General features: G+C 42.4%; 5 protein-coding genes. 4 read left to right on the forward strand and 1 reads right to left on the reverse strand.

Annotated elements, in window-relative coordinates:
- Positions 1 to 196: 196 nt before the first annotated feature.
- The 3 genes from rpoB (at position 197) to DXZ23_RS03720 (ending at position 10,020) form a co-directional block, all read left to right on the forward strand.
- A complete protein-coding gene (rpoB, locus tag DXZ23_RS03710; protein ID WP_017805424.1) occupies positions 197 to 4,225 on the forward strand; it encodes a DNA-directed RNA polymerase subunit beta in 4,029 nt (1,342 codons plus the stop codon).
- Between the two features lie 100 nt (positions 4,226 to 4,325).
- Positions 4,326 to 8,588, forward strand: a complete 4,263-nt coding sequence (rpoC, locus tag DXZ23_RS03715) for a DNA-directed RNA polymerase subunit beta' (protein WP_017805423.1) — start codon at positions 4,326 to 4,328, stop codon at positions 8,586 to 8,588.
- Between the two features lie 92 nt (positions 8,589 to 8,680).
- Positions 8,681 to 10,020, forward strand: a protein-coding gene (locus DXZ23_RS03720; protein ID WP_114995411.1) for an IS3 family transposase whose coding sequence is annotated in 2 segments (ribosomal slippage) — positions 8,681 to 9,131 and positions 9,131 to 10,020 — 1,341 coding nt in all. Because the reading frame shifts where the segments join, the coding sequence is not laid out codon by codon here.
- A gap of 69 nt (positions 10,021 to 10,089) precedes the next feature.
- Here DXZ23_RS03720 and DXZ23_RS03725 read toward each other — a convergent pair.
- Positions 10,090 to 11,589 carry a helicase HerA-like C-terminal domain-containing protein gene (locus tag DXZ23_RS03725; RefSeq protein ID WP_103846739.1) on the reverse strand — a complete coding sequence of 500 codons (1,500 nt, stop codon included), beginning with the start codon at positions 11,587 to 11,589 and terminating at the stop codon, positions 10,090 to 10,092.
- 379 nt (positions 11,590 to 11,968) lie between these two features.
- Here DXZ23_RS03725 and DXZ23_RS03730 point away from each other — a divergent pair, with 379 nt between their 5' ends.
- Positions 11,969 to 12,865: a VirK/YbjX family protein gene (locus tag DXZ23_RS03730; protein WP_017805420.1), complete on the forward strand. Its 897-nt coding sequence runs from the start codon at positions 11,969 to 11,971 to the stop codon at positions 12,863 to 12,865.
- Positions 12,866 to 12,965 lie beyond the last annotated feature (100 nt).

A 12,965-nucleotide genomic window follows, 5' to 3' on the forward strand; every position in this document is an offset into this window, starting at 1 on the left:
AAGTTAAATTTCTCTTTTAGATAGGCAAAATTGCTTATTTCTAGGTAATTTGATGGCAGCCCGTTCATCAGAAGTAAGGTTCAGAGTGCGGTATCTAAAAACGGATTCATCATTGATATAAAAAACTGTGTGAAAAAATGACCGCACTTTTGTTTTATATCGACTCGGTCTCACTAAAATTTATTGAGGAAAACCAATGGGTTACTCCTATACTGAGAAAAAACGTATTCGTAAAGACTTCGGCAAACGTCCGCAAGTTTTAAATGTACCTTATTTATTAACTATTCAACTTGATTCTTTTGATAAATTTATCCAAAGAGATCCTGAAGGTCAGCAAGGGTTAGAAGCGGCGTTCCGTTCTGTGTTCCCGATTGTCAGCAACAACGGCAACACCGAATTGCAATATGTGAGCTACCGCTTAGGCGAGCCTGTATTTGACGTACGTGAATGTCAAATTCGTGGTACAACTTATGCCGCCCCATTGCGTGTAAAATTACGCCTTGTGAGCTACGACAAAGATGCCGCCCCTGGCACAATCAAAGATATTAAAGAGCAAGAAGTCTATATGGGTGAAATCCCATTAATGACAGACAATGGTACCTTTGTGATTAATGGTACTGAGCGTGTTATTGTTTCACAATTACACCGTAGCCCAGGCGTTTTCTTTGATAGCGATAAAGGTAAAACCCACTCGTCAGGAAAAGTGCTTTATAACGCACGCATTATTCCTTACCGTGGTTCTTGGTTGGATTTTGAATTTGATCCAAAAGATAACTTATATGCACGTATTGACCGTCGCCGTAAATTGCCTGCGACCATTATTCTGCGTGCGTTAAATTACACCACAGAAGAAATTTTAAATTTATTCTTCGATAAAGTGATTTTCCAAATCGAAGACAATAAATTATTAATGGATTTAGTGCCAGAAAGATTGCGTGGTGAAACCGCGACTTTCGATATTGTGGCAAATGGCAAAACCTATGTGGAAGTAGGTCGCCGTATCACCGCTCGCCATATCCGTGCCTTAGAAAAAGATAACGTTACCCAAGTTGAAGTGCCAACAGAATATATTGTGGGTAAAGTGGCAGCGAAAGATTATGTGGATCTAGAAACGGGTGAGGTGATTTGTCCTGCGAATGGCGAGATCTCCCTTGAGATTTTAGCGAAATTATCGCAAGCAGGTTATAAAACCATCGAAATCCTGTTCACTAACGATTTAGACTACGGCCCTTATATTTCTGACACCTTACGCGTTGATCCAACCACCGATCGCCTAAGTGCATTAGTGGAAATTTACCGTATGATGCGTCCGGGTGAGCCACCGACAAAAGAAGCGGCAGAAGGTTTATTTGATAACCTGTTCTTCTCACCAGATCGCTATGATTTATCAGCGGTAGGTCGTATGAAATTTAACCGCTCTTTAGGTATTGAAGAAACTACAGGCAGCGGCATTTTAAGCAAAGAAGACATTGTGAATGTGATGAGAAAGCTCATTGATATTCGTAATGGTCGCGGTGAAGTGGACGACATTGACCACTTAGGTAACCGTCGTATCCGTTCTGTGGGTGAAATGGCAGAAAACCAATTCCGTATTGGTTTAGTGCGTGTTGAGCGTGCAGTGAAAGAGCGTCTTTCTTTAGGTGATCTTGAAGCGGTAACCCCACAAGATTTAATCAATGCGAAACCAATTTCAGCCGCGGTGAAAGAATTCTTTGGTTCATCACAGCTTTCCCAATTTATGGATCAAAACAACCCGCTTTCAGAAGTAACGCATAAACGCCGTATTTCTGCCTTAGGGCCGGGTGGTTTAACCCGTGAGCGTGCGGGCTTTGAGGTGCGAGATGTTCACGCAACCCATTATGGTCGTGTGTGTCCAATTGAAACCCCTGAAGGGCCAAACATCGGTTTGATCAACTCATTAGCGGTGTATGCACGTACTAACGACTATGGTTTCTTAGAAACCCCATATCGTAAAGTGGTAAATGGTCAAGTAACCGAAGAAATCGAATATTTATCCGCCATTGAAGAAGGCAAATATATCATCGCACAGGCAAACTCTAACTTAGATGATGAGTTACGTTTTACCGATACCTTCGTAACCTGTCGTGGTGAGCATGGTGAGTCTGGTTTATACCGTCCAGAAGAAATTCACTATATGGACGTATCGACCCAACAAATCGTTTCTGTGGCAGCGGCGCTTATCCCGTTCCTTGAACACGATGATGCGAACCGTGCCTTGATGGGGGCGAACATGCAACGCCAAGCCGTGCCAACCTTGCGGGCGGATAAACCATTAGTCGGTACAGGTATGGAAAAACCGGTGGCGTTAGACTCTGGTGTTGCGGTTGTAGCAAAACGTGGTGGAACAATCCAATACGTTGATGCTTCGCGTATCGTTGTAAAAGTAAACGAAGATGAAACTGTTGCAGGTGAAGCAGGGATTGATATTTACAACTTAGTGAAATATACCCGCTCTAACCAAAATACCTGTATTAACCAAATTCCTTGCGTGAAATTAGGTGAGCCAATTGAACGTGGTGAAATCCTTGCTGATGGTCCTTCAACGGATTTAGGTGAACTTGCCCTTGGTCAAAATATGCGCGTGGCATTTATGCCTTGGAATGGTTATAACTTCGAAGACTCAATGTTAGTGTCTGAGCGTGTGGTGCAAGAAGATCGTTTCACTACCATTCACATTCAAGAGCTTTCTTGTGTGGCGCGTGATACCAAACTTGGTTCTGAAGAAATCACTGCCGATATTCCGAACGTAGGTGAAGCGGCATTAAGCAAACTTGATGAATCAGGGATCGTCTATATCGGTGCGGAAGTAAAAGGTGGCGATATTCTTGTGGGGAAAGTAACACCAAAAGGTGAAACCCAATTAACCCCAGAAGAAAAATTATTACGCGCAATCTTTGGTGAAAAAGCATCTGATGTAAAAGATTCTTCATTACGCGTACCAAACAGCGTATCTGGTACAGTTATTGATGTTCAAGTGTTCACCCGTGATGGCGTAGAAAAAGATAAACGTGCCTTAGAAATCGAAGAAATGCAGTTAAAACAAGCGAAGAAAGACCTCGTTGAAGAATTAGAGATCTTAGAAGCAGGCTTGTTTGCACGCGTTCGCAATGTATTGATTTCAGGCGGAATGGACGCGACACAGTTAGATAAATTAGACCGCACTAAATGGTTAGAACAAACCCTTTCAGACGAAGAAAAACAAAGCCAGTTAGAGCAACTTGCGGAGCAATATGAAGAACTCCGTAAAGACTTTGAGCATAAACTCGAAGTGAAACGTGGCAAAATCATTCAAGGTGATGATCTTGCACCGGGCGTATTGAAAGTGGTGAAAGTATATCTTGCGGTGAAACGCCAAATCCAACCGGGTGATAAAATGGCAGGTCGCCACGGTAACAAAGGGGTTATCTCAAAAATCAACCCAGTTGAAGATATGCCGTATGACGAAAACGGTCAGCCAGTAGACATCGTATTGAACCCGCTGGGCGTACCTTCGCGTATGAACATCGGTCAGATTCTTGAAACGCACTTAGGTTTAGCGGCGAAAGGAATTGGTGATCAAATCAACGCAATGATCAAACAAAAACAAGATGTTGAGAAATTGCGTGGCTATATCCAAAAAGCCTACGACTTAGGTGGCGGTTCACAAAAAGTGGATCTTTCAACCTTTACTGATGAAGAAGTAATGCGTTTAGCACAAAACTTACGCAAAGGTTTACCATTGGCAACGCCAGTATTTGACGGGGCGCACGAAGAAGAAATTAAGGGCTTACTAGAGCTTGGCGGCTTACCAACATCAGGGCAAATTACCCTTTATGATGGTCGCACGGGTGAGAAATTTGAGCGTCCAGTAACCGTAGGTTATATGTATATGCTCAAATTGAACCACTTAGTTGATGACAAAATGCACGCACGTTCAACAGGTTCTTATAGTCTTGTTACCCAACAGCCATTGGGTGGTAAAGCACAATTCGGTGGTCAGCGTTTCGGTGAGATGGAGGTTTGGGCGCTTGAAGCTTATGGTGCCGCTTACACCTTACAAGAAATGCTCACGGTGAAATCCGATGATGTGAATGGTCGTACGAAGATGTATAAAAATATCGTCAGCGGCAACCAACAAATGGATCCGGGTACACCAGAATCCTTTAATGTAATTATGAAAGAAATTCGTTCACTCGGTATTAATATTGATTTGGACGAAGAGTAATCTGAGTAGCAAACGCTAAAGTACGCTCAAGTGCGGTGTAAAAAACGCAAGAATTTTCTACCGCACTTGGATAAGTTTAACTCCGACAGGAGCAAAATCTGTGAAAGACTTAGTTAAGTTTTTAAAAGCACAATCTAAATCCAGCGAAGATTTTGATGTGATCAAAATTGGTTTAGCCTCACCGGATATGATCCGTTCTTGGTCATTTGGTGAAGTTAAGAAACCTGAAACCATCAACTACCGTACCTTTAAACCAGAGCGTGACGGGCTTTTCTGTGCGCGTATTTTCGGGCCAGTGAAAGACTACGAATGTTTATGCGGAAAATATAAACGCTTAAAACACCGTGGTGTAATCTGTGAAAAATGTGGCGTAGAAGTGACACAAGCAAAAGTTCGCCGTGAACGTATGGGTCATATTGAGCTTGCTTCACCTGTTGCTCATATCTGGTTCTTAAAATCTTTACCGTCCCGTATCGGCTTATTATTAGATATGCCGTTGCGTGATATTGAACGTGTACTTTATTTTGAATCTTACATTGTTACTGAGCCGGGAATGACTGATCTTGAAAAAGGTCAATTATTAACGGAAGAACAATATATGGACGCAGAAGACCGTTGGGGCGATGAATTTGAAGCTAAAATGGGTGCAGAAGCGATCCAAGCGTTATTGCGTGATATGGATCTAGAAGTGGAATGTGAAACCTTGCGTGAAGAGTTGCAAGAAACCAATTCAGAAACTAAACGCAAAAAAATCACTAAACGCTTAAAATTATTAGAATCTTTCATTCAATCAGGCAATAAACCTGAATGGATGGTGATGACTGTATTGCCAGTGTTGCCACCAGATTTACGTCCATTAGTTCCACTTGATGGCGGACGTTTTGCCACTTCAGATTTGAACGATTTATATCGCCGAGTGATCAACCGTAATAACCGTTTAAAACGCTTATTAGACTTGATCGCGCCAGATATTATCGTGCGTAACGAAAAACGTATGTTACAAGAATCTGTTGATGCGTTATTAGATAATGGTCGCCGTGGTCGTGCAATTACCGGTTCTAACCGCCGTCCATTGAAATCACTTGCGGATATGATCAAAGGTAAACAAGGTCGTTTCCGTCAAAACTTATTGGGTAAACGTGTAGATTACTCAGGCCGTTCTGTAATCACCGTAGGGCCATACTTACATCTACATCAATGTGGTTTACCGAAAAAAATGGCGTTGGAATTATTCCGTCCATTTATTTATGCCAAATTAGAAAGCCGTGGCTTTGCAACTACAATCAAAGCAGCGAAGAAAATGGTTGAGCGTGAAGACGCAATTGTATGGGATATTTTGGCAGAAGTAATTCGTGAACACCCAATCCTATTGAACCGTGCGCCAACCTTGCACCGTTTGGGTATTCAAGCCTTTGAGCCGATCTTAATTGAAGGTAAAGCGATTCAATTACACCCATTAGTGTGTGCGGCGTTCAACGCGGACTTCGATGGTGACCAAATGGCGGTTCACGTGCCATTAACCCTTGAAGCACAGCTTGAAGCGCGTGCCTTAATGATGTCAACCAACAACATTCTTTCACCAGCAAATGGTGAGCCGATTATCGTACCATCACAGGACGTGGTATTAGGTCTTTATTATATGACCCGCGACAAAGTGAACGCGAAAGGCGAAGGAATGTTATTGCAAGATCCACGCGAGGCGGAAAAAGCTTATCGTACTGGACAAGCCGAGCTTCACGCTCGTGTGAAAGTGCGTATTACCGAATATGTGAAAGATGCGTCTAACGAATTTGTGCCACAAACCACGCTTGTGGATACCACAATCGGACGTGCCATTTTATGGCTGATCGCACCAAAAGGTATGCCATTTAGCTTGTTCAACCAAACCTTAGGCAAAAAAGCGATTTCAAAATTAATTAACGAAAGCTATCGCCGTTTAGGATTGAAAGCGAGCGTATTGTTTGCTGACCAAATTATGTACACCGGTTTTGCTTACGCTGCACGTTCTGGTTCATCAGTAGGGATTGATGATATGGTGATCCCAGCGAAGAAATATGAAATTATTTCTGCGGCAGAGCAAGAAGTGGCTGAAATCCAAGAACAGTTCCAATCAGGTTTGGTAACGGCGGGTGAGCGTTACAACAAAGTGATCGATATTTGGGCAGCAGCGAATGAACGCGTTGCCAAAGCGATGATGGAAAACCTTTCACAAGAAGAAGTAATGAACCGTGAAGGGGAGTTAGAAAAACAAGCTTCATTTAACAGCATCTTTATGATGGCTGACTCAGGGGCGCGTGGTTCTGCGGCTCAGATTCGTCAGCTTGCAGGTATGCGTGGTTTGATGGCTCGTCCAGACGGCTCAATCATCGAAACGCCAATTACCGCGAACTTCCGTGAAGGTCTAAACGTACTTCAATACTTTATTTCAACCCACGGTGCACGTAAAGGTTTGGCGGATACCGCATTGAAAACAGCGAACTCAGGTTACTTAACCCGTCGTTTGGTTGATGTGGCACAAGATTTAGTCATCATTGAAGATGACTGTGGCACTTACGAAGGGATCGTAATGACCCCATTAATCGAAGGGGGAGATGTAAAAGAACCTCTGCGTGATCGCGTATTAGGTCGTGTGGCGGCAGAAGACATCTTAAAACCAGGTACAGACGAAGTGCTTATCCCGCGTAACACCCTATTAGATGAAAAATTGTGTGATCTGATCGATGAAAACTCAGTGGATAGTATCAAAGTGCGTTCAGTGGTAACCTGTGATACGAACTTCGGGGTGTGTGCGAAATGTTACGGACGCGATCTTGCACGTGGACACCTTATCAATCAAGGTGAAGCCGTGGGGGTTATCGCCGCACAATCTATCGGTGAACCGGGTACACAGCTCACGATGCGTACATTCCATATCGGTGGTGCGGCATCGGCGGCAGCAAAAGAATCTAGCGTTCAAGTTAAAAACAACGGTACTTTACGTTTAGCCAACGTGAAATTCGTAACGAACAAAGAAGGCAAATTGGTCTTAACGTCGCGTAACACCGAATTAACTATTATTGATGCATTCGGACGTACCAAAGAGCATTATAAAGTGCCATATGGTGCGGTGCTAAATAAAGCCGATGGCGACGAAGTGAATGCAGGCGAAACCGTAGCAAACTGGGATCCACATACAATGCCAGTGGTTTCTGAAGTATCAGGTTTCGTGAAATTTGTGGACATTGTTGATGGCTTAACGGTAACGCGTCAAACTGACGAATTAACGGGGCTTTCTTCCATCGTTGTTCAAGATGTGGGTGAACGTGCAACCGCAGGTAAAGATCTACGTCCATCAATTAAATTGGTTGATGCACAAGGGAATGACATTCTGATTCCCGGTACTGATGTGATTGCACAATATTTCTTACTGGGTAAAGCTATCGTTACCCTTGAAGACGGTGCAGAAGTTCACGTTGGGGATTCTTTAGCACGTATTCCGCAAGAATCGGCAGGAACTAAAGATATTACTGGGGGTCTTCCACGCGTAGCGGATCTCTTTGAAGCTCGCAAACCGAAAGAGCCAGCAATCCTTGCGGAAATCTCAGGTATTGTGTCTTTCGGTAAAGAAACCAAAGGTAAACGCCGCTTACTCATCACCCCAACAGAGGGCGAAGTGTACGAAGAAATGATTCCAAAATGGCGTCAGCTCAACGTATTTGAAGGGGAAATGGTACAACGTGGTGATCTGATTTCTGATGGTGCAGAAACCCCACACGATATTTTACGCTTACGTGGCGTGCACGCCGTCACCGATTACATCGTAAACGAAGTGCAAGAAGTTTACCGCTTACAAGGGGTAAAAATTAACGATAAACATATCGAAGTTATCGTACGCCAAATGTTGCGTAAAGCTATCATCACCAACGCTTATGACTCTGAATTCTTAGAGGGTGAGCAAGTGGAAGTGGCACGTGTGAAAATGGTTAACCAAAAACGCGAAGCGGAAGGAAAACCATTGGTGGAATTTGAGCGTGAATTATTGGGTATCACCAAAGCCTCATTGGCAACGGAATCCTTTATTTCCGCCGCATCGTTCCAAGAAACCACTCGTGTGCTTACCGAAGCTGCGGTGGCAGGAAAACGCGATGAATTACGTGGCTTGAAAGAGAACGTCATCGTAGGTCGCTTGATCCCAGCAGGTACAGGTTTCGCGTATCACCAACAACGCCAAAAAAACCGTGCCGCAGGCATCGTTGAACCTGAGCAATTAACCAAAGCATCAACGATTTCTGATGAAGAAATTGCTTCAGAATTTACATTCACCGCAGACGACGCAACCGCAAGTCTTGCTGAAATGTTAAATATGGCAGAAGATGCAGAATAATCGCTAACAAGTAAATAAAAGCCCGAAACATCGTGTGATCTGCACCCCAAAAGTTGGACTAAATAACCAACTGATTAAGGTGCAGATTTTTTATGACTAAATATACTCAACGTTTCAAACAACAAGTGCTCGACTTTTATCATCAAAATGGAAAAAACCGTTCGCTTACTCGCCAGTATTTTCAGCTTCCCCAAAGCACGTTAGCACGTTGGATTGCGAAATTTAATCATAATGGAATCAATGGATTAGCTGTGTTAGGTAAAAAACGATGTTATTCTGTTGAGTTTAAATTAAAGGTTATTCAAGCTATCAAAAAAGGCCAGTGCTCCGCTGAAGCCGCCTGCTTTCGCTTTGATATCCCCAGTTCAGGGATAATTAGTCAATGGTTGCAACGCTTTGAAAAACAAGGTATAGATGGGTTATTACTCAAACCTAAAGGTCGTCCAAGTATGAAACTCAACTCACCTAAAATGCCACCAACGCCCAAAACAGAAGAAGAACGCTTGCGTTACCGAATTTTGGAATTAGAAGCGGAGAATGCAATGCTAAAAAAGTTGCAGGAACTCAACCAACAAAAAATGCAGAAAAAGCCGTCATCGTAAATGCCTTACGCTTGCGTTTCCCGTTGGAATTGTTACTCAGGCTAATCGGATTGGCACGCAGTTCGTTCTTTTATCATCTCAAGCCAAAGTCGGATAAAAATGTAGCGATTTCACAGAAAATAGAGGAAATTTATCGCAAAAATGACGAAAATTATGGTTATCGTCGAATTACCTTGGAATTAAGGAAATACTTGATTATCAACCACAAAAGGGGGCAAGCGATAATGCAACGTTTGGGGTTAAAAGGAAAAAGTAAGCAGAAAAAATATCGTTCTTACCAAGGCAAAGTGGGACACATTGCCGATAATCTGTTGCAACGGGATTTTACGGCAACGATGCCGAATGAGAAGTGGGTAACGGATATCACCGAGTTCAAATGTGCGGAAGGCAAAGTGTATTTATCGCCGATTAAAGACTTGTTTAATAACGAAATTATTGCTTATGATGTGGCGAGAAGTCCGAGTTTTGAGCAGATAACCAGAATGCTGACCCAGGCGGTGAACCGATTAGCGGGGGAAAAACCGATACTGCATTCCGACCAAGGGTGGCAGTATCAAATGATGGGTTATCGGGAGATATTGAAAAAACACGGTATTACGCAAAGTATGTCGAGAAAAGGCAATTGCCTTGATAATGGTGCGATGGAAAGCTTTTTCGGGCGATTGAAGACGGAATGTTACTTTGGCAAGCGGTTTGAAACCTTTGAACAGCTTGAAAAAGTGATTCACGAGTACATTCATTACTACAACAATGAGCGTATTCAAGTGAAGCTCAAAGGACTAAGCCCTGTGGAATACAGAACTCAGTCCTTGAATGAAATTAGAATATAGTCTAACTTTTTGGGGGCAGATCATTTTTTCAATAAAAAAACACCGCACTTTTTAAAATATCTAGTTAAATTATTTCTTCAACGCCCCCATAATCCCTCGCATAATTTGTTTGGTGATTTGGTTGCGGATATTACGCCCGACGGATTTTGCCACACTGCTCACCACTTGTTCGGTAACGCTGAGCTGTTCGCCGCGTTTTTTCTTACCAAATAACATTCGGCTGAGGCTGCCCATAATGCCGTTATCCTCTTCCTGTTGGGCTTGTTCCGCTTGCTTTTGAGCGACGGCGGCAAGATCCGCTTGTTCTTGCAACATTTCAAAGGCGGAAATGTTGTCCACATAATTATTGTAGTAAGTGTAAAGATCATCGTCTTTTACCCATTGCTCACGTTGCTCAAGAGAAATCGGTTTCAGTTGGCTTTTCGGCGGGTAAATATAGGCGATTTCCACTGGTGTTGGCATTCCTTTTTCATCAAGGAAAGATACCAAAGCCTGCCCCACACCCAACGAGGAAATGCTTTCCACTACATTGACTTTCGGGTTTGAGTGGAAGGTTTCCGCCGCCGATTTCACCGCTTTTTGATCCCGTGGCGTAAAAGCACGCAAGGCGTGTTGTACGCGGTTACCGAGCTGTCCTAAAACGGTATCGGGCAAATCTAATGGATTTTGCGTAACGAAATAGATCCCCACGCCTTTGGAGCGAATCAGGCGAACCACTTGCTCCACTTTATCCACCAGCACCGCCGGGGCACCGTCAAATAATAAATGGGCTTCGTCAAAGAACATCACAAATTTTGGTTTGTCTGGATCGCCCACTTCAGGCAGTTGTTCAAACAATTCCGCCATTAACCACAGCAAAAACGCACTGTACATTCGTGGCGAGTTGATCAATTTTTCTGAATTTAGCACATTGATCACTCCACGCCCATCGCGAGTTTGTAGCCAATCCTCAAGATTTAACGCGGGCTCACCAAAAAGCTTTGCCGCTCCCTCATTTTCTAAGGTGAGCAAGGCGCGCTGAATTGCACCCACGCTGGCGGCGGAAACATTACCGTACTCTAATTGGAATGTTTTGGCATTTTCTGCCACATATTTCAGCATCGCACGCAGATCTTTTAAGTCAATCAGCAAAAGCCCTTTATCATCGGCTACGCGGAACACCAAATTGAGCAAGCCCTCTTGGGTGGCATTCAAATTGAGCAAACGGGAAAGCAGTAACGGCCCCATTTCCGAAATGGTGGTTCGTAGTGGGATTCCCGTTTCGCCGAACACGTCCCAAAAAGACACGGGATAGCCCTGCAAATAGCTTTCATCACCCAAATGAAATTGTTTGATACGCTCAGCGACTTTGCCCTGAAACTCGCCTGCTTTGACTAATCCCGACAAATCCCCTTTCACGTCCACCAAAAAAACGGGTACGCCGTCATCACTGAATGCCTCTGCCATTTTGCGTAAAGTAACGGTTTTCCCCGTCCCTGTTGCCCCCGCGATCAAGCCGTGACGGTTTGCCATTTTGGCAGTTAATCCTAAGGTTTCACCCTGTTCTGTTTGTGCTAATGAGTATTGCATACAAGCCTCTGAGTAAGTCAAACTTTTGTAAAGTTAAAGAAAAAATAGAGTGCGGTTAAAAAATTAATTTAATCACAAATTTTAAACGAGAAAATAAACATCGCTTCTCATTCCCTATGATAGTGATCTTATTTTTCCATATCATTCATTCCCGTTATCATACCTTACCACTTTCTTTATTACCACTTTAAGCCGTGATGATAAGCTGTAGATGATGAAGTTTATGGGAGATTATGGTTAAATTTAGTATTAAAAGAACATATAAAAGCCCCTTTGTTGAGGAAATTTGATACAGTTCCTAAAATACTATGAAAAAACATACTCAACTTTCTGATTTTATGGGAAAATTAACTCTCCTGTTTTCTAATAGAATAAGATTATGACAACACCTTATTATCAATGGCCAAAGCCAGTCTTACTTTATCCAGATCGTAATAACAAGTCTTATCGGTTAAAACGTTTACGTTATCGTTTGCGAAGTTGGTTACATTTTAGCTATATCAAGAAATTTGAACATTTCGTAAATCAGCAACCTTGGTTAATTAATCTATTAGAATCTCGAGCTGATTGGAGCTATCCTATTGCACATCGTTTTTTAGATAAACGCTTTACTCGTAAACAACGATTTACGGCGGTTTGTGATAATTTGCAATTTTTACCTATTGAACTTGCAAAATTAGGTATCGCTCCATTGTGGGAACGTCCCATTTCTTTTGGAGAAGTTATTCCAGATTTTGAGCTTATTCTCACTTTAACGACCCATCAACCAATGGAAGGTTATTGGACGTTTGAGCTTATTCATAAACCAACAAATGAACTTATCTATTTATTGACCTTTGGTAAAGTGGAAGACGCCTTACTTATTGCTGTTGTGCAGGGACCAAATTGTGAAGGTTCAAAAGATATCGTAAAACAATTAACAAAGCAGTGTTATGGGTTAAGGCCTGCTTATTTAATGGTTGAAGTGATGAAGATTTTTACTCAAGTTTTAGACTATAAGCGTTTGTTGGGAATACCACAGAAGTATCAAAATAAATCTCGTTTTGTTCGGGCTTCTAGATATATAGTAGATTACGATGTGATTTTTAAAGAAAGTGGAGGCGTTTTAAAAGAATATTGGCAACTTCCAATAGGTATTGAAATGAAAGATTTAGAAACCGTGTCGAGTAATAAGCGATCGATGTATCGTAAACGTTATGCAATGTTGCAAAATATTCAGCAGGTTTTTTATCAAGTACTCAATGTAAAAAATAATGATAGCTTAAGTTTAAAATAAGATCAGGTAATGTATAAGGGAGAGCTGATTTTAGAGCTAAAAACAATATTAAAAAATACCGCACTTTACATTTGAAAAATCAGGGCGAATTGCCCTGATT

Origin of the sequence: Avibacterium paragallinarum (assembly GCF_900450705.1) — a bacterium.
GTDB classification, from domain to species: Bacteria; Pseudomonadota; Gammaproteobacteria; order Enterobacterales; family Pasteurellaceae; genus Avibacterium; species Avibacterium paragallinarum.

What these genes read in the sequence shown, in the direction of transcription:
- DXZ23_RS03725 (WP_103846739.1), bottom strand. Translation starts at nt 11,589, where the DNA reads ATGCAATACTCATTAGCACAAACAGAACAGGGTGAAACCTTAGGATTA.
- rpoB (WP_017805424.1), top strand. Translation starts at nt 197, where the DNA reads ATGGGTTACTCCTATACTGAGAAAAAACGTATTCGTAAAGACTTCGGC.
- DXZ23_RS03730 (WP_017805420.1), top strand. Translation starts at nt 11,969, where the DNA reads ATGACAACACCTTATTATCAATGGCCAAAGCCAGTCTTACTTTATCCA.